Here is a 17,227-nt window from a genome sequence, read left to right on the forward strand (position 1 = left end):
CGGGTCGCGTGTCCTCCATCACGTACCGGCCAGCGGCATGGCGGCGGCCACCAGGCGCCCGTTGGCCGCGGCCTTCTCCAGGGCGTCGCGCAGCAGGTCCTCGCGCGGCTGCTGGCCGATCGAGCCGACCGGGGCGGCGAAGACCAGCACCGTGTGCGACTTGTTGGCCGCGGCCCGCCAGCCCTCGGTCACCTGGAGCGGCTGGTGCGCCTGCCACCAGGCGGCCTGGCCCACGCCGCCCGCGCCGGGCTGGAGGACGGAGTGCAGCTGGCCCATGGCGACCAGGACCGACCAGCCGGGCAGCGGAGCCGGCTTGACGTTGACGTCGGCGACCGGCTGGAAGCCCTGCTCGACCAGGAGCGGCAGGAACTCGTCGGTCAGACCGTCCGAACCGGGGCGGACGACCGGCGCCGTCGGCTCCACCACGAGCGCCGGGTGCAGCTCGCCCTCGATCAGGACCAGCCCGCTGGTGACGCCCAGGACCGCCTGCCGGGGGTGCGCGGCGGACAGCGAGTCGGCGGCGTCCGCGGCGGTGATGGAGGCGACGGCGCCCTGGAGCTGCTCCTCGGCGACCCGGACGACCTGGGACGGGATGCAGCTGGCGTGGGCGAAGGCGAGGACGGCGGTCTCCTCGCCGACGAACAGCACCGTGCTGGTGCGCTCCTGCTCGGAGTCGCCGGGCGTGCGGCAGGAGGTGCAGTCGTAGCTGCCCGGGGCGTTGTCGCCGGCGAGCAGCCGGTCGGCTTCTTCGTCGCCGATCTCGGCGCGTACGTCCTCGCTGACGTCGAGCATGCGCGGCACGGGGGGCTCCCTGGACTCTTCGCGTGCGACGACGGGCGGATCCCGGTCGTCTCATGCCGAGTTCAACGGGGAAGGCTCCGCCGGGGTCACGCGCGGAGCGGCGGCAAGTTGGGCCGGGGCGCCGCCGGACCCCGGTGACGCCGACCGGGTGGCATGTGAACGGTGTTCCGCGCGGCACGGAGCCGGCGGCGGGAGCGGCTGCCTAGCCTGCCCGGATGTCGAAGATCCGATGTGCGACGGCCGCCGCCGTCCTGGCCGCGTCGCTGCTGTCCCCGGCGGCGCTCGCCCGGGCGTCGGGCCCCGCCACCGCCCCCACGCCCGTCGAGGCGTGCGTGAAGGACCAGTGGCCGTGGGGCTGCGTCGCGGAGTGCGAGAGCGGCGGCGACTGGCACGCCAACACCGGCAACGGCTTCTACGGCGGCCTGCAGTTCTGGCAGCCCACCTGGGAGGAGTTCGGCGGGCTGCGCCACGCCCGTCGCGCCGACCTGGCGACCAGGGCGCAGCAGATCACGGTCGCCGAGGACGTGCTGCGGGTCCAGGGCTGGGGGGCGTGGCCGGTGTGCTCGCGGCGGTACGGCCTGAGCGGGCGCGCCCATGTCGTCCAGGCCGGCGACACGCTCAGCGCGATCGCCCGGCGCTTCAGGATCAAGGGCGGCTGGCAGGCGCTGTACGAGGCGAACCGGGCGGTGATCGGCCCGGACCCGAACCGGCTGATGGTCGGCACGATGCTGAGGCTCACGTCCGCGACGCGGTGACCTCACCGCCACCCGCGAGGGCGCCCCGGCGCAGCTCGTACACCACCGAGCCCGGCGGCAGCCCGTGCGGCACGCGCTGCTCGGCCAGGACCACCGCGGCCGAGCGGGGCGGCCGGGCGAGGGCGGCGAGCAGCCCGTACGCACGGCCGGCCAGGGCGGGCGCCATGCCGAGGGACGGCTCGTCGACCAGCACCACGCGGGCGCCCGCCGGGTGGACGGGGGAGAGCAGGGCGCGGGTCAGCGCGAGCATCCGGCGCTCGCCGCCGGAGAGGGTCCCGGCGCGGTGGCCGAGCAGGGGCGCGAGCTCGGGGAAGGCGGCGAGGGCCGCGTCCCGGCGGCCGGGCGCCGACAGCTCCAGGTTCTCGGCGACGGTGAGGGTGGCGTACACGGCCCGCAGGTCCGGTACGAAGCACAGGCCGCGGCGGGCCCGTTCGTGGGCGGGCACCCGGGTGACGTCCGTACCGCGCCACTCCACCCGCCCGGCGGCCAGCGGCACCGTCCCGGCGAGGGCGCGCAGCGCGGTGGTGCGGCCGGCGCCGTTGCGGCCCAGCAGGACCGTGACGGTGGCGGCGGGCAGGAGCAGGTCGAGGCCGTGGAGGGCCTCCAGGGGGCCGTAGCGGACCCGCGCGCGGCGCAGGGCGATCTCGACGGTCATGACACGATCCGGCCGCCTTCCATGGTGTGGACGGTACGGGCGATGCCGGCGACGAGGTCCGGGTCGTGCTCGACCACGAGCACGGCGAGGCCGTCGGCGGCGAGGGCGGCGAGGACCCGGGCCAGGGCGGCGGTCTCGCCGGCGTCGAGGCCCGCGGCGGGCTCGTCGAGCAGCAGGGTGTGCGGGTCGCCCGCCAGGGCGCGGGCCAGCTCGACCCTGCGGAGCGTGCCCGTCGGCAGGCCGGCGGCCGCCCGGTGCCGCACGGAGCCGCCGAGACCGGCCAGGCGCAGGGCCCGCTCGACCGCCGCGTCCTCCCCGGGCCCGGGCCGGGCGCCGACGCGGACGTTCTCCTCGACGCTGAGCGACGGGAACACGGCGAGCTGCTGGAACGTCCGGCCGATCCCGAGCCGGTGCCGGACGTGGGCGGGCCGCCCGGTGATGTCCGTCCCGTCGAGCAGCACCCGCCCGGCGGTGGGCCGCACCGTCCCCGCGAGACAGTCGAACAGCGTGCTCTTCCCGGCCCCGTTGGGCCCGACGACCGCGGTCACCCCACCCGGCAGCAGCACGAGATCGACCCCGTCGAGCGCGGTGAGCCCTCCGGGACGGGTGAGCCGAAGCCCCCGCGCGACGAGCCTCCCGCCCTCGGGCCGGACCGGCCGGGTCCTGGGCGGCACCGGCCCGGTCCTGGGGCGGCCGCCCCAGGACCCGCCCCAGGACCCGGCCCCGGGCCGCCGGGCGTCCCCCTCGCCTTCGCCGGAGCCGGCCGTCTCCGCTCGCACCACCGGTCCTCCCGTGGAGCGCGGGGCGCCTTCGGCGTCCGCGCGTCCGCCTCCGGCGGCGGGAGGCCGCGGACCCGGACCGTGGCCCGGCGCGGGGGCGCGCGATGCCCGCTCGCCCGGCGGGGGGCCCTCGCCGGGCAGACGCTCCGGCGGTGCGGCACCGGCTCGGGCGGGGGTCGCAGAGGTGCCGCCGTCTCCGTCCGTGGTGCCGGGGGCGGGGGCGGCGTGCCGCCGTCCGTGGGCCGGCGGCGTGATGGTGCGCCGCGCGCCCCGAGCCGGACCGTCGGGCGGGCTGCCGTGCGGCGGGAGGCCCGGACCACCTCGCGGCTCCGGCTCCGGACCCGGCCCCGGGCGCCGCGCCGGGAGGCGGGTCCCCGCACGCCACGACCCCCGGCCGGCGGGCCCGCCCCGGGCCCCGGTTCCCGCCCGCCCGTGCCGCCGGCCCTTAGGCCCGGCCCCGCCCGTTCGCGTGGTGTCGGTCGGGAGCAGGGCCGGGAGCAGGGGTGGGAGGCGGCCCGTGAAGGTCGCCAGGAGGCCGATCAGGGCCGCGGCCACGCCCGCGTGGGTGCCGGCGTCGAGGGCGACGAGGAGGGTGGCGGCGAGCAGGGGGGTCAGGAGGGTGTCGGCGCCCAGGGCCAGGACGGCGGCGAACCACAGAAGGCCGCGGACCGGGTCGAAGGCGTCGGGGTCGAAGGCGCGGACGCCCATGCCGAGGAGGCCGCCGCCCAGGGCCGCCAGGGACGCGCCCAGCACGAAGGCGAGGACCTTCAGGCCCGCCACGCGCACGCCCGCGGCCTCCGCGCCCCGCTCGTGGTCGCGCAGGGCGGCGAGCGCGCGGCCCGTGCGGCCCCGGCGCAGGGCGGCGACCAGGAGCAGGCAGCAGGCCAGCACGACCAGTTCGAGCAGGTAGTAGCGGCGGTCCGGCTCGAAGCCGGCCGGGCGCTCCAGGGTCACGCCCGCCGTCGCGTACGGCTGCGCGAAGACGAAGCGGCTCACCGCCACCCCGACCGCGAGCGTCACCAGGGCCGGCGCGAGACCGTGCCGGCGGATCGCGGGCCACCCGGTCAGCAGCCCCAGCGGCGCCACGCACAGCACCGCCACCGCCAGCGCCACCAGCTCCGGAAGGCCGGCCGCCGCGAGCAGGCCCGTGAACAGCGCGCCGAGCCCCGCGTACGCCGCCTGTCCCAGCGCGATCTGGCCGCCCCGGCCCGCGACCACCACCAGCGACAGCAGGATCACCGCGAGCGCCGGCACCTGCACCGCCGTCGTCAGGTCCTCGCCGGCGAAGCCCAGGGGCAGCGCGAAGAGCACCGCCACCACCGGCCACACGCCCGCCGGCACCCGCGGCGCGGCGCCCGGCGGCGGAAGCGCGTCCCCGTCGCCCACCCCCGGCAGCACCAGGGCCGCCACGAGCAGCGCCACCACGAACAGGTTCGCCGCGACCGCCTGGAGCAGCTCTCCCGACCAGCCCTCGGGGTGCAACCGGGTCAGCTGGGCCTGTGCCACGCCCAGCGCGAGCGCGGTCAGGACCGCCACCGGCAGACTCCGCATCCGGGCCACCACCGCGACCGCGATCACCTCGACCACGAGGAGCGGCATCCCGTACGGGTCGAGCCGGACGTACGGCGCGAGCAGCACGCCGGTCAGGCCCGCCGTGACCGCGCCGAAGGCCCAGCCGGCCGCCGCCACCCGGTCCGCGCGGATGCCGGAAAGCACGGCCAGCGGACGGTTGTCCACCACCGCCCGCAGCTCCCGCCCGAACCGCGTCCACCGGGTCACCGCCCCCACCAGGCAGGCCAGCGCCACCACCGCCACGAGCTGCGTCCACGGGTCGTCGCCGAGCAGCACGGGCGCGTCGTCGCGGGCCCCGCCGCCCCAGACCAGTGCCGCCGCGCCGACGAGCAGCACGAAGACGCCGATCGAGGCCACGAGGGTCCGCGCGGGGCCCGCGCCGACGAGCGCGAGGGGGCGGAACACCGCGCGGTCGAGGACCAGACCGAGGCCGGGCGCCACCACGAGCAGGGTGACGGCGGCCCCGAGCGGCAGCGGCCAGCCCCACTCCACCACGAGCTGCCGCAGCACGTACGCGCAGAGCATGGCGACCGCGCCGTGCGCGAGGTTGAGCACGCCGGTCGCCCGGTAGGTGACGATCAGTCCGATGCCGGTGAGCGCCGCCGCGCTGCCGACGGCGAGGCCGGCGAGGACCAGGTCGTGGGTCAGCGAGGCCACGGCTCACACACCGGGCAGGGGGCGAGTTCGGCGTCGCCCGCCGGTACCGCCTCCGGTCGTCCGGCCACCAGCGGGCAGTCCGGCCGGTGCGCGAGCGTCCCGCCGGGGACCCGCAACGGGGGTTCCTCCGAGGAGGGCGCCGCCGGTTCCCCGGCCGCGTCCCGTCCTTCGTCCGGCTGCGGCGACGACGGCGGTACGGGCCCGAGGACGGCCGCCGCGCACAGCACCGCACCCGCCACGACCAGCGCCGCCCCCGGCACGGTGCACGAGGCCAGGTACGGCAGCTGCCGTTCCGCGAACCGCTCGCCCGAGATCCCGTACCAGCCGAGCGCGCACAGCACCGCGCCGGCGGCGGCCGCGGCGAGTCCGCCCCCCAGCAGGATCCGGGATGTCGACGGCACGGCGCCTCCCTGGGCCTCGGACCACCATCCGGTCTTTATGTCATCTTCATCCGTTTCCTTGCACTATGCCCCGAACCGGCACACCCTGGAATCATCAGGCCGCCCGGCCTGCACGGACATCCGGTGGTGAGCCAGATGGTTCTGAAGAGACGTGCCACCGCGCTCGCGGCGGCCGCGGTACTGGTCCTGACGCCGGCCCTGGCGAGCTGCGGGGACGACGACGGCGGCAACGGGGGCAGGACGGACGGCCCTTCGACGACGCTGCCCACCATGACGGCCCAGCCGGCGGACCCGTCGGCGGCCGAGGCGGAGATCACCAAGAACTGGACGGCCTTCTTCGACCCCAGGACCCCGAACGCCGAGCGGGTCCGGCTCCTGGAGGACGGCGCGCGGATGGCCCCGGTCCTCGCCGCCTTCGCCGGTGACGAGAACGCCGCCGCGAGCTCCGCGAAGGTGAAGGACGTCGAGTTCACCTCGCCGTCGGACGCCGACGTCACCTACGACCTGCTCGTCGGCGGCAAGCCGGCCCTGCCCGACGCCAAGGGCACCTCCGTCCTGCAGGACGACACCTGGAAGGTCTCCGTGCGGACCCTCTGCGGTCTCGTCCAGCTCAGCGGTGCGACCCAGGTCCCGGGCTGCTGACGCGGCGGCGGCACTGCTCCTGACCGCCGTCCTCGCCGTCCTGGCCCTCCTCGCGACGGGCTGCGGCAGCCGGCTCCCGGAGAGCGCCTTCGAGACGCGGCCCACCGTCACCCCCTCCGGCGGTGAGCCGCTCCGCGTCGGCATCATCACCAGCGCCACAAGCCCCGTCGGCGGAGCGGCCCTCACCGGCCCGCGCGACGGCGCCCGCGCCTACTTCGACGCCCTCAACGCCCGCGGCGGACTCGACGGCCGCCGGATCGAGGTCGTCACCTGCGACGACGGCGGCAGCGGCGTCGGCAACAACGCCTGCGTGCACCGGCTGATCGACGAGCGCAAGGTCTTCGCCCTCGTCGCCACCACCGCCCTCGACTACGCAGGCGCCCCGCGCGTCGCCCGGGCCGGCGTCCCCGACGTCGGCGGACAGCCGCTGACCCCCGCCTACGACACGTACCCCCATCTGTACGCGATCCACGGCAGCTCCGCCCCGCGCACCGGGCGGGCACCCGGCTGGAACGGCGTCCTGTACGGCGGCACCGAGGTCTACCGCTGGTTCCGTGAGCACCTCGGCGCCCGGACCGCCGCCGTCGTCTCCTACAACCAGGCCGCCTCCGCCGCGTACGCCCGGCTGGTCGCCCGGGGACTGCGGGCCGAGGGCTACCGGGTCGTCGAGGAACAGGTCGACTTCGCGCTGCCCAACTTCCGCGCCGTGGCCGCCGATCTGCGGGCGCAGAAGGCCGACCTCCTCTTCGACGCGATGGACACCCACGGCAACGCCCGGCTGTGCGAGGCGATGGAGGCGTCCGGCGTACGGGTCGCCGCCAAGGTGACCCACGCGCAGAGCTGGTCCTCGACGGTGCCGCGCGACCACGCGCGCTCGCCCGGCTGCCGGGCCGTCCTCTTCGCCACCGGAAGCAGCCGGAACCACGACGAGACCACCTTCCCGGCCGTACGGGAGTTCCGGGCGGCGATGGGCGACCGGCCGCTGTCCCAGTGGCAGCTGGAAGGCTGGGCGGCGGCCATGTGGTTCACCGACGCGGCCCGGTCCTGCGGCGACCGGCTCACCCGGGCCTGCGTCGAGGCGTACCTCGGCCGGCCGGAGCCGTACACCGCGCGCGGACTGCTGCTGCCCGTACGCTTCGAGCAGCTGGCCGAGCCGCCGAGGACCCGCTTCACCTGCCTGTCCGTGGCCCGCTGGCAGGACGGCCGGGGCTGGGTCTCGCAGGGCGAGATGACGCGGAACTGCGCCAGGGTGCCCCAGTTGGGATACCGGCCGTGAACGATCCCGCGCGCCCGGGCAGTACAGTCGCCCCCGACCACGCATTTCACCGGGGGGACCGGAACGGCCCATGCGCATCTCCTTCCTGCTCCACAACGGCTACCACATCGGCGGCACGATCCGGACGACCTTCACGCTCGCCGCCGAGCTGGCGGAACGTCACCAGGTCGAGACCGTCTCGGTGTTCCGCCACCGCGACGAGCCGATCCTCGGCGTCCCCGCCGGGGTGACGCTGCGCCACCTCGTCGACATCCGGAAGAACAGCCCCGGTTACGACGGGGAGCACCCCGACTTCCACCGCCCGGCCCGGGTCTTCCCGCGCGGCGACGGCCGCTGGAAGCAGTACAGCGCCCTCACCGACGCCCGGATCGGCGCCTATCTCGCGGCGGTCGAGGCGGACGTGGTGGTCGCCACCCGCCCGGGCCTCAACGTGCAGCTCGCCCGGCAGGCGCCGCGCGGGCCGGTCCTCGTCGGCCAGGAGCACCTGATCCTCGACGGGCACAGCTACCGGCTGCGCCGCGACATCGCCCACGAGTACGCGCTCCTGGACGCCGTCACCACCGTCACCGAGGCCGACGCCCGCGCCTACCGGGCACTCGCCCTGCCCGGGGTGCGGATCGACGCCGTGCCCAACAGCGTGCCCGCGCCCGGCGTGCCGCCCGCCGACCCCGCCTCGAAGATCGTCGTCGCGGCCGGCCGGCTCACCCCGGTCAAGCGCTACGACCTGCTGATCGACGCCTTCGCCGACGTGGCCGCCGCCCGGCCCGACTGGAAGCTGCGGATCTACGGCACCGGCGACGCCTCCGACAACCTGAGGAAGGCGCTGGCCCGGCAGATCGAGCGGCAGGGCCTCGGCGAGCACGTCTTCCTCATGGGGACCGCCCACCCCATGGAGCCGGAGTGGGCGAAGGGCTCGCTGGCGGCCGTCACCTCCCGCCGCGAGTCCTTCGGGATGACCATCGTCGAGGCGATGCGGTGCGGACTGCCGGTCGTCTCCACCGACTGCCCGCACGGCCCCGCCGAGATCATCGAGGACGGCGTCGACGGCCGGCTGGTCCCGGTCGACGACACGGCGGCGGTCGCCGCCGCCCTGCTCGGCCTCATCAACGACGACGAGGCCCGGGCCCGCGCGTCCAAGGCGGCCCTCGCGGCCTCCGAGCGCTTCGACCCGGTCCGGATCGCCGCCCGCCACGAGGAGATCTGGACCGAGCTCGCGGCCCGGGGCACCGAGCGCTCCCGCAGCCACCCGCCGGCCCGCGCCGCCCTCCACCGCGCCGTCGGCACCGTCGTCGACGCGGTCTACTCGGCGAAGGCGCGCGCGGGAGCCGTGGTCCGCCGCTTCCGCTGAGACCGGTGCCCGTCGCGGGAAGAGGCGGGATCGAGGACCGTGACCGTCCGCGACCACTGGCAGACTCGGGCCCATGTTGGAGACCTCCGCACGGCTGCTGCGTCTGCTGTCCCTGCTCCAGGCCCACCGGGAATGGTCCGGGGCCGCCCTCGCCGACCGGCTGGGGGTGACGGCACGGACCGTCCGGCGGGACGTCGAGCGGCTGCGCGAGCTGGGATATCCGGTGAACGCCACCCCCGGCACCGGCGGCGGCTACCAGCTGGGGGCGGGAGCCGAACTGCCGCCGCTGCTGCTCGACGACGAGGAGGCGGTCGCGGTCGCCGTCGGGCTGCGGGCCGCGGCGGGGCAGGGCGTCGAGGGCATCGGGGAGAGCTCCGTACGCGCCCTGGCGAAGCTGGAGCAGGTGCTGCCCGGGCGGCTGCGGCGCCGGGTCGGGGCCCTCAACGCCTTCACCGTGCCGATGCTGCGCACCCCGCGGGACCGCGTCGACCCGGCCGTGCTGACCGAGCTGGCGAACGCCTGCCGGGACGGCGAGCGGCTGCGCTTCGAGTACCGCGACCACGAGGGGGCCGCCACCCGCAGGAACGTCGAGCCGCACCGGCTGGTGTGCAGCGAGCGCCGCTGGTACCTGGTGGCCTGGGACGTCGAACGGGCCGACTGGCGGACCTTCCGGGCCGACCGGATCGTGCCGACGCCGCCGCACGGCCCCCGCTTCCCGCCCCGTGAGCCGCCCGCCGAGGACCTGGCCGCCTATGTGGCGAAGGGCGTCTCCACGTCGGCGTACGCGACCGAGGCGACGATCCGGCTGCACGTGCCGCTCGCCGAGGCCGCGGCGACGGTCGGCGTCGCCGACGGTGTCCTGACCGCCGAGGGGGACGCCCGCTGTCTGCTGCGGACCGGGGCCCACAGCCTCGACCTGCTGGTGATCCACGTGTCGCTGCTCGGCCTCGAGTTCGAGGTGGTCGACCCGCCGGAGCTGACCGACCGCGTCCGGGCACTCAGGGACCTGCTGTCCCGGGCCCTCGACCGGCCGGGCGGCGCCGCCCCGGCGGCGGCGGGACCGTGAGCCGTCGTGTGCCGGCCGGCCGCGGACGCGGTGCGGCGGGACGGCCGACGGATCGTCCGGTCGGCGGAAGATGTGGCCGGGATGCGGGGAAAACGTGAATGCGACGCGGACGGGCCGCCACTGCCCGAATTCCTCGCGGGACGGCGGTCCGACGGAATTCCGTAAGCCCTCTGCCGGGGCCCCGGGGCATCCCTCGCACACGGCCGGGAATTACCCGGGGAACGGCTGAAAACCGCCACTGTCGGCGACGGGGCGCAGGGCAAACATATGTCGAGAACCTGTGACACAAGCGTGACCGGCGGGGTACTAACGTGAGCTGTATGACACCCGAACACGCACCCGAAACGTATGTGGGGCTCGCCGCCGACGACGCCGAACGGCTCGCCCGGATCCGGGGCTGGAGCGTCGTCCGTTCCCTGCCCCCGGGCTCGATCATCACCATGGAGTACCTGGAGGGGCGCATCAACTTCGAGGTCGAGGACGGCGTCGTCACCCGCGTCTGGCTCGGCTGACAAAGGACGTCGGACGGCCCGGAGCGGCACCCGGCGTACGGCCCCGCGCGACGGGGGAGACACGCGGGAGGGCCCCGGCCGATGACTCGGCCGGGGCCCTCCCGCGCGCCCGCGTCGTCGTGCCGGGCGCCGTTTCAGCCGCCCGTCGCCGGGCGCGAGTGCGGCGGGCGACGGCTCCCGGCCGGTCCCACCGGGCCGCGCTCCGAACGCACGGCGTGATGGCCGGCGTGCGCGTGGTGCGCCGGGTGGTGCGGGCGCGGCGCCGCCAGCGGGGCGGCCGGGCGCCCCGGGGCACGGCCCGCGGCACCCCGGCCGGAACCGGCACCCACGGTCTCCCGCACCGGCTCCTCGGCCCCCGCCGGACGCGGCGGGAACAGGGGCACCGGGCCGCCGGACGCCACCGGCAGCGAGGGAACCAGCCTGCGGCGGGCCCGCAGCTGCTCGCGCAGCCGGTCGCGCAGGGCCAGGATCCGGGCCTCCGCGACCGCGATGACCGGCTCGCACCACGGCAGCGCCAGCAGGATCAGCAGGCCGGCGGCCCAGCCGAGCAGCACATCGCTCAGCCAGTGCGTACCGAGGTAGACGGTGGTCAGGCCCACGCCGAGCGCGACCACGGCCGACAGGGCCGACAGATAGCGGCGGGCCCTCGGCGTCGTCGCCAGGTAGGCCAGGATGCCCCAGGTCACCACCGCGTTCGCGGTGTGACCGGACGGGAATATGTCGCCGCCCGCGAAGAGCTCGGCGGAGCCGACCTGCGTCGCGTAGTGGGGGCCGAGCCGGCCGAGACCGAGCTTGACCGAGCCGACCGTGACGTTGAGCAGCAGCAGCGCCGCTCCGAGGGAGAGCAGCGGCCGCAGGGTGTGCTGGCGCCAGGAGCGCCAGCCCAGCCAGGCCGCCACCATGACGGCCGTGGGGCCGCGCTGGCCGAGGACGACGTAGTAGTCGAGGAAGGCGTGCAGCTCCGGCCACTGCTGATAGGGCCGGAAGAGCATGATCTTCCAGTCGAGGGTCACCAGCCACGTCGACAGCAGGACGGCGACGACGATGGCCAGATAGAACGCCGACGTCCCGCCGAAGAGGGCGAGACGCGTGCGGGTCATCCGCGGGACCTCTATCTTCGGCGGTTCCGGCTCCCGGTCCAGCCGGGCAAAGATGTCGGTACGCACCCAATCGACGTTACAGGGAGTGAGTAGCGACCTTGGTCGTTCCGGTCCCTTCGTGATGACGATGTGATGTGGAGTTGCTCTCAGCCGGGCGTTTGTTCCCGTCATCCGTCGGAAAATCGGATGACCTTCCGCCCTATTGCCGCAGTGTCCTTTCCGTAAGTGTGTTTGACGGTCCGGAGAATTCCCCGGACGTCGACGGGCGCGGAATTCCCGCCGCGCCGCGGCCCGGCCCGAGTGGCGTACGCCACACCCCCGGGCCCGCCGGGGTGAGAGCTGCACCACGCGCTCGGGCCTTGAACTCGCGTACGCTGACGGCTCACTCGCCCGTCGATGCCGGGCCGCCCCGGGGCCGCTCCCCGGCCGGTGCCCGCCGAGCGCGAGGGCTTCACTGGGAGGTACGTACATGGCGCGGACGATCACGGCCGGAACGCGGCCGCGTCCCCTGGGCCGCCGCACCGACGCCGGTGCCAACCGCTGGGTCGTCCTCGTCGTCCTGTGCGTCAGCCTGCTGCTGGTCGCGCTGGACGCGACCGTGCTGCACGTCGCCGTCCCCTCCCTCACCGAGGACCTGCGCCCGAGCTCCACCGCGCTGCTGTGGATCGTCGACGCCTATCCGCTGATCTGCGCCGCGCTCCTCATCCTCTTCGGCACCCTCGGTGACCGGGTCGGCCGCAGACGGGTGCTGCTGCTCGGCTACGTGCTGTTCGGCGTCGCCTCGGCGGTCGCCGCGCTCGCCACCGTCCCCGAAGTGCTGATCGGCGCCCGCGCCCTGCTCGGCGTCGGCGGCGCCATGATCATGCCCGCCACGCTCTCCATCCTCCGCGCGGTCTTCCCCGACCGGCGCGAGCGGGCCACCGCCATCGGCATCTGGACGGCGGTCGCCGCCGTCGGCGCCGCCACCGGACCCGTGCTCGGCGGCTTCCTCGTCGAGCACTACTGGTGGGGCTCCGTCTTCCTGATCAACATCCCGCTGATGGCGCTGATCCTGCCGCTCGGCCGCTGGCTGCTCCCCGAGTCCCGGGGCGGCGGCGACGGCCCCTGGGACGTGCTCGGCGCGCTGATGGCCGCGGCCGGAGTGCTCGGCGCCGTCCTCGGCGTCAAGCGGCTCGGCGCCGGCGACCCGCTGCTCGCCCTGCCCACGGCGGGACCGCTCCTCGCCGGAGCCGCGCTGCTCGTCCTCTTCGTCCGGCGGCAGAAGCGGCGCGCGCACCCGCTGATCGACATGAGCCTGTTCGCCCGGCCGGCCTTCACCACCTCGGTCGGCTGCATCGTGCTGGCGATGCTGGCCCTGGTCGGCCTCCAGCTGATCGCCGTCCAGTACCTCCAGCTCGTCCTCGGCCTCACCCCCCTGGAGACCGGGCTGCGGCTGCTCCCGCTGACCTTCGCCGCCATGGCGGCCGGCGCCACCGGCTCGTACACCCTGCGCCGGCTCGGCCCGCGCCGCATGGTCGGCTGGGGCTTCGTCCTGACCGCATCGGCGGTGCTGCTGCTCGTCCTCATGGGACAGCACGACCGCCCGCTGCTGCTGACCGTCGGCTTCGTCCTGCTCGGCTTCGGGCTGCAGACCACGCTCTTCTCGGCGTACGAGTCGATGCTGAGCGAGGCGCCGCCGGAGAGCGCGGGCGGGGCGGCGGCGATCGGCGAGACCTCGTACCAGCTCGGCGCGGGCATGGGCATCGCGTTCCTCGGCAGCGTGATGAACGCGGCGTACGGGCCCGGTGTGAGCGGCGTCCCCGGAGTGCCGGACAGCGCGGCCCGGGCCGCCGCGAACTCCCTCGGCGAGGCGTACAAGGTCGCCGAACAGCTCGGCGGCACGGCCGGTGCGGCGCTGCGCGACACGGCCCGGCACGCCTTCGTGAACGGTCTGCACGTGACCTTGTTCGTGAGCGCGGGCCTGCTGCTGCTCGGCGCGCTGATGGCCACGCGCCTGCCGCGCGTGATGGACTGCCCGCCGGTGCCGCGCGAGGACCTCGACGACGAGCGCAGTCCCCGCGGCGAGCGGGGCGGTGACGGCGGCCCGGGCGTCGACGGCGAGCGGGGCCGTGACGGCGACCCGCGGATCGCGGGCGCGGGGGCCGCTGGCCGGGAGCTGCCGGCGGCCGGGAGGGGGAAGGACACCGCCCGTGTCCCCGCCACCCGGGGGCCGGCCGAGCGGGCGGCTTCGGCGCGAGGGGGGCACTGACGCCCGTGGGTCCCCCCGGCGAGGCCAGGGGGAGTGCCGGGCCCCGAAGAAGCGGGGCCCCGGTCAGCTCTGGTTGAAGAAGCCGTCCTGCGAGCGTCCCGCGGACTCGCCGCTGACGATCTCCGTGTCGGCCGGCGTCAGGAGGAAGACCCGCGTCGCCACCCGCTCGATCGAGCCGCGCAGGCCGAAGGCCAGACCGGCGGCGAAGTCGACCACGCGCTTGGCGTCGTTCGGCTCCATCGCCGTGAGGTTCACGATCACCGGGACGCCGTCCCGGAACAGCTCGCCGATGCCCCGGGCGTCCCGGAAACCGTCCGGGGAGACGGTGGCGATCCGACGGCCGTGCTCCTGCGCCGTGTCGGACGCCACCCGCACTCGCGGGTCCGTCACCCAGGCGTCGCCGCTCTCGGCACCGTCGGCGTACTCGTCGTCGTAGTAACGCTCGTCGTTGTCCTCGACGAGTCCCAGCCAGGCACTGGCCTTGCGCACCGATCCCATGGACGCCTCCTTTCAGCGCGGTCACTTGTGGTTCCGCATATCCCTATCGTCGTCCATGATGCGGATCGCGCGCCAAGTGGATAGTCGGCGCGCAGGGGATTCGTGACGGTACTGGTGCAGAACGTGAGGCTCGAAAACTGGCGATTCGTCAGAGAACTTGCGGTTTGTGGCGCCTGACGGGGGGTCGGATCCGGCCATGCAACTTAAAATACGAACGTCGGGCCGGAAGGGTGACGATCAGGGCGTACGGGTGAACCGATTCCTCCCGTACCGCCCCGGTACGATGCCCGACGGCGTCGCGCAGCGGGCGCGCCCGCCCACGGGGGAACGTACGGGGGAATGTCTTGTTCGGAATCGTCCGGCCGTGCACGCACCGGCTCACCGAAGGTCTCAAGACCGAGTGGATGGCCCATCTCTGCGGCCTCTGCCTGGCACTTCGCGCCGACCACGGCCAGCTGGCCAGGGTGGTCACCAACTACGACGGCCTGATCGTCTCGGTCCTGACGGAGGCTCAGACGGGCCTGACCCCGGCCGGGCGCCGCACCGCGGGGCCCTGTCCGCTCCGCGCCATGCGGACCGCGCCCGTCGCCCGCGGCGAGGGCGCCCGGCTCGCCGCCGCCGTGTCCCTGGTCCTCGCCTCCGCGAAGATCCGCGACCACGTCGCCGACCGCGACGGCCTGCTGGCCCGGCGCCCGGTCGCCGCCGCGGCCCGCCGGGTCGCCCGCTCCTGGGACCGGGCGGGCGCGCGCACCGGGCGGTCGCTCGGCTTCGACACCGCGGTGCTCGTCGACGCGGTCGACCGGCAGACCGGCATCGAGTCCCTGGCCGGGCCCGGCACCCCCCTGCTCGTGGTCACCGAACCGACGGAGACGGCGACCGCGGCCGCCTTCGCCCACACCGCGGTCCTCGCCGGCCGTCCCGGCAACGCCGCGCCCCTGGCCGAGGCGGGCCGGCTCTTCGGCCGCCTCGCCCACCTCCTGGACGCCGTCGAGGACCAGGCCGCCGACGCGGAGACCGGCTCCTGGAACCCGCTCACCGCGACCGGCACCTCCCGTCAGGAGGCCCGCCGGCTCGCCGACGACGCGCTGCACGGGATCCGTCTGGCCCTGAAGGACGTCGACTTCGCCGACGGCCGCCTCGCCCACCTGCTCCTCGCGCACGAGCTGCGCACCTCGGTCGACCGCGCCTTCGGCACGACGACCTGCGCCCACGGGACCCCGGGACCGGGCCAGGGGCCGGTGCCGGGCAACCCCTACGGGGCCGGGGCGCCCGGCCCGTACGGCGGTGGCGGCAACCCGTACGGCGGTGGCGCGCCGTACGGTCCGCACGGCGGCGGCCCCTACGGCGGAGGGGCGGGCGGTCACGGCGGCGGAGGCGCGGGGGGACCCGGCGGGCCCGGCGGACCGCCGCCGCAGTTCGGCGCCGGCGGTCCGCAGCGGCCCCGGCCGCGCGGCTTCCTCGCGGGATGCGCCATGTTCACCTGGCTGTTCTGCACCTGCCAGATCTGCTGCGCGAAGGAGTACGAGGGCCCCTGGTCCCGGAAGAAGCGCGAGGGCTGCTGCCGGGGCTGCGACGGCAACTGCGACTGCCCCTGCGACAGCTGCTGCTGCCCCTGCGACGGCTGACCCTCCGTCGGTCGACCGCCGTCACCGCCGGGGTGCCGTCGCCGCGCCGTCACCCCGCCGGCGCCGGGATCTCCGGCGGGGAGATCCGTGACCGGGGGATCGCCGAGCCCGTCACGCCCCACTTCCGCAGAATCCGGTCGTACGTCCCGTCCGCCTTCAGGCCGTTCACCGCGGCCTGGAAGGCGGGCGCCAGCGGGGTGCCCTTGGTGAAGGCGAAGCCGACGTCGAGGCGGCGGTACTCGTTCAGGAACTTCGTGCCGGGCTGTCGGCCCACCGCGTGGCGGATGCCGTTGATGGTGCTCATCACCACGTCGCTGCGGCCCTGCCGGAGCGACATCCACACCGCCGCCGGCTCGTTGAAGACGTTCACCTCGTACGGCTTCCGGCCGGTCCGGGCGCACCGGTGCCTGTTCTCCTCCAGGGTCCGCTCGAAGGTGGTGCCCGCACCCGTGGCCACCTTGAGGCCGCACAGGAGGGTGAGGTCGGTGACGGCCGGCAGCGTGCTGTCGGAGCGGGCGGCGAAGCCCTGGCCGTCGTTGACGTAGGTGACGAAGTCGATGGTCTTCCGGCGCTCCTCCGTCACCCCGAAGTTCCCCGTGCCGACGTCGTACTTGCCGCTGCCCAGCGCGGGCAGGATCGCTTCGAACCCGGCCACCTCGCGCGTCAGCTCCAGGCCGAGCGCCTTCGCCACCGCGTCGGCGAAGTCGGCGTCGAGGCCGACGACGGTGCGGCCGTCGGGGAGATAGGCCGAGCTGGGCGGACTGCCGACCGAGGCGGCGAGGGTCAGGGTGCCCCGCTGCCGCACCTCGGCGGGCAGCAGCTTCGCCGCGGCCTCGTTCCTCCGCACCCCCGACACGACGTCCTCGGTCGGGAGCGCACCCTGTCGTGCGCCCGCCGTGCCCGCCGTGCCCGCGGGGGCCGTCACGGGTTCGCCGCCCGTGCAGGCGGTCAGGGTGAGCGCGGCGGCGGTGATCAGCGCGAAGGCCGCGGCGGTGAGGGTGCGTGGGGCGCCCGAGGCGGGCGGGGTGGGCGGACTGCTGTTCATGGCTCCGGGTTCTCCAGACACAGGGCAGGGCGAAGCGAGGGCAGGACGAGGCGAGCGCAGGGCGAAGCGAGGGCAGGACGAGGCGAGCGCAGGGCGAAGCGAGGGGAGGCGAGGAGAAGGCGCGGGGAGGGGCAGGGAGGGCGAGGGGAGGGAGGGGGATCAGGCGACGCTCAGCGGGCGTGCCGGTGCGTGAAGGCGCCGCGGAAGACAGCACGCGGGCAGGGGAGGTGCAGGGGGTCGGCTCAAC

15 protein-coding genes are annotated in these 17,227 nt (G+C 75.6%); 8 read left to right on the forward strand and 7 right to left on the reverse strand.

Features of this window, described 5'->3' with window-relative positions; translation table 11 throughout:
- Positions 1-18: 18 nt before the first annotated feature.
- Positions 19-801: a hypothetical protein gene (locus ABD954_RS27125; RefSeq protein ID WP_345489820.1), complete on the reverse strand. Its 783-nt coding sequence runs from the start codon at positions 799-801 to the stop codon at positions 19-21.
- A gap of 215 nt (positions 802-1,016) precedes the next feature.
- On the opposite strand from ABD954_RS27125, the gene ABD954_RS27130 reads away from it, so the two are divergent.
- Positions 1,017-1,556, forward strand: a complete 540-nt coding sequence (locus ABD954_RS27130; protein ID WP_345489821.1) for a transglycosylase family protein — start codon at positions 1,017-1,019, stop codon at positions 1,554-1,556.
- On the opposite strand, the gene ABD954_RS27135 is transcribed toward ABD954_RS27130, so the two are convergent.
- From ABD954_RS27135 to ABD954_RS27145, 3 genes are read right to left on the reverse strand one after another with little or no spacing between them, the layout of a single operon-like run.
- Positions 1,537-2,211, reverse strand: coding sequence for an ATP-binding cassette domain-containing protein (locus ABD954_RS27135; RefSeq protein ID WP_345489823.1), 675 nt, complete (start codon positions 2,209-2,211; stop codon positions 1,537-1,539). The genes ABD954_RS27130 and ABD954_RS27135 overlap by 20 nt on opposite strands.
- The gene (locus tag ABD954_RS27140) at positions 2,208-5,219 is read right to left on the reverse strand and encodes an ABC transporter permease subunit (protein WP_345489829.1); all 3,012 of its coding nucleotides are present in this window, start codon (positions 5,217-5,219) and stop codon (positions 2,208-2,210) included. The genes ABD954_RS27135 and ABD954_RS27140 overlap by 4 nt, the downstream gene beginning before the upstream one ends.
- On the reverse strand, positions 5,207-5,620 hold the full coding sequence (locus tag ABD954_RS27145) for a hypothetical protein (protein WP_345489831.1): 414 nt from the start codon (positions 5,618-5,620) through the stop codon (positions 5,207-5,209). The genes ABD954_RS27140 and ABD954_RS27145 overlap by 13 nt, the downstream gene beginning before the upstream one ends.
- Positions 5,621-5,755: 135 nt before the next feature.
- Here ABD954_RS27145 and ABD954_RS27150 point away from each other — a divergent pair, with 135 nt between their 5' ends.
- The 5 genes from ABD954_RS27150 (at position 5,756) to ABD954_RS27170 (ending at position 10,464) form a co-directional block, all read left to right on the forward strand.
- Positions 5,756-6,262, forward strand: a complete 507-nt coding sequence (locus ABD954_RS27150) for an MTB12 C-terminal domain-containing protein (protein WP_345489833.1) — start codon at positions 5,756-5,758, stop codon at positions 6,260-6,262.
- Positions 6,237-7,538 (forward strand): ABC transporter substrate-binding protein, encoded by a 1,302-nt coding sequence (locus ABD954_RS27155; protein WP_345489835.1) that lies wholly within the window; start codon positions 6,237-6,239, stop codon positions 7,536-7,538. The genes ABD954_RS27150 and ABD954_RS27155 overlap by 26 nt, the downstream gene beginning before the upstream one ends.
- A 70-nt stretch (positions 7,539-7,608) precedes the next feature.
- The gene (locus ABD954_RS27160) at positions 7,609-8,886 is read left to right on the forward strand and encodes a glycosyltransferase (RefSeq protein ID WP_345489837.1); all 1,278 of its coding nucleotides are present in this window, start codon (positions 7,609-7,611) and stop codon (positions 8,884-8,886) included.
- Positions 8,887-8,959: 73 nt separating this feature from the next.
- On the forward strand, positions 8,960-9,952 hold the full coding sequence (locus ABD954_RS27165; protein WP_345489839.1) for a helix-turn-helix transcriptional regulator: 993 nt from the start codon (positions 8,960-8,962) through the stop codon (positions 9,950-9,952).
- 320 nt (positions 9,953-10,272) lie between these two features.
- Positions 10,273-10,464 carry an I78 family peptidase inhibitor gene (locus tag ABD954_RS27170; RefSeq protein ID WP_345489841.1) on the forward strand — a complete coding sequence of 64 codons (192 nt, stop codon included), beginning with the start codon at positions 10,273-10,275 and terminating at the stop codon, positions 10,462-10,464.
- 134 nt (positions 10,465-10,598) lie between these two features.
- On the opposite strand, the gene ABD954_RS27175 is transcribed toward ABD954_RS27170, so the two are convergent.
- Positions 10,599-11,630 carry a phosphatase PAP2 family protein gene (locus tag ABD954_RS27175; RefSeq protein ID WP_345489843.1) on the reverse strand — a complete coding sequence of 344 codons (1,032 nt, stop codon included), beginning with the start codon at positions 11,628-11,630 and terminating at the stop codon, positions 10,599-10,601.
- 403 nt (positions 11,631-12,033) lie between these two features.
- Between ABD954_RS27175 and ABD954_RS27180 the strand changes: the two genes are divergently transcribed.
- Positions 12,034-13,812, forward strand: a complete 1,779-nt coding sequence (locus tag ABD954_RS27180; RefSeq protein ID WP_345489845.1) for an MFS transporter — start codon at positions 12,034-12,036, stop codon at positions 13,810-13,812.
- A 63-nt stretch (positions 13,813-13,875) separates the two neighbouring features.
- Here the strand turns inward: ABD954_RS27180 and ABD954_RS27185 are convergent, their stop codons facing one another.
- Positions 13,876-14,310 carry a cell division protein SepF gene (locus ABD954_RS27185; RefSeq protein WP_345489847.1) on the reverse strand — a complete coding sequence of 145 codons (435 nt, stop codon included), beginning with the start codon at positions 14,308-14,310 and terminating at the stop codon, positions 13,876-13,878.
- 344 nt (positions 14,311-14,654) lie between these two features.
- Here ABD954_RS27185 and ABD954_RS27190 point away from each other — a divergent pair, with 344 nt between their 5' ends.
- Positions 14,655-15,935 carry a DUF5685 family protein gene (locus ABD954_RS27190; protein WP_345489849.1) on the forward strand — a complete coding sequence of 427 codons (1,281 nt, stop codon included), beginning with the start codon at positions 14,655-14,657 and terminating at the stop codon, positions 15,933-15,935.
- Positions 15,936-15,984: 49 nt separating this feature from the next.
- Here the strand turns inward: ABD954_RS27190 and ABD954_RS27195 are convergent, their stop codons facing one another.
- Positions 15,985-16,980 carry an ABC transporter substrate-binding protein gene (locus tag ABD954_RS27195; protein WP_345489851.1) on the reverse strand — a complete coding sequence of 332 codons (996 nt, stop codon included), beginning with the start codon at positions 16,978-16,980 and terminating at the stop codon, positions 15,985-15,987.
- Positions 16,981-17,227: the final 247 nt, after the last annotated feature.

Origin of the sequence: Streptomyces roseoviridis (assembly GCF_039535235.1) — a bacterium.
In the GTDB taxonomy this organism is placed as follows: domain Bacteria; phylum Actinomycetota; class Actinomycetes; order Streptomycetales; family Streptomycetaceae; genus Streptomyces; species Streptomyces roseoviridis.

Excerpts from the sequence above, each read along its gene's own strand:
- ABD954_RS27130 (WP_345489821.1), top strand. The coding sequence starts at position 1,017 with ATGTCGAAGATCCGATGTGCGACGGCCGCCGCCGTCCTGGCCGCGTCG.
- ABD954_RS27135 (WP_345489823.1), bottom strand. The coding sequence starts at position 2,211 with ATGACCGTCGAGATCGCCCTGCGCCGCGCGCGGGTCCGCTACGGCCCC.
- ABD954_RS27150 (WP_345489833.1), top strand. The coding sequence starts at position 5,756 with ATGGTTCTGAAGAGACGTGCCACCGCGCTCGCGGCGGCCGCGGTACTG.
- ABD954_RS27160 (WP_345489837.1), top strand. The coding sequence starts at position 7,609 with ATGCGCATCTCCTTCCTGCTCCACAACGGCTACCACATCGGCGGCACG.
- ABD954_RS27165 (WP_345489839.1), top strand. The coding sequence starts at position 8,960 with ATGTTGGAGACCTCCGCACGGCTGCTGCGTCTGCTGTCCCTGCTCCAG.
- ABD954_RS27170 (WP_345489841.1), top strand. The coding sequence starts at position 10,273 with ATGACACCCGAACACGCACCCGAAACGTATGTGGGGCTCGCCGCCGAC.
- ABD954_RS27180 (WP_345489845.1), top strand. The coding sequence starts at position 12,034 with ATGGCGCGGACGATCACGGCCGGAACGCGGCCGCGTCCCCTGGGCCGC.
- ABD954_RS27185 (WP_345489847.1), bottom strand. The coding sequence starts at position 14,310 with ATGGGATCGGTGCGCAAGGCCAGTGCCTGGCTGGGACTCGTCGAGGAC.
- ABD954_RS27195 (WP_345489851.1), bottom strand. The coding sequence starts at position 16,980 with ATGAACAGCAGTCCGCCCACCCCGCCCGCCTCGGGCGCCCCACGCACC.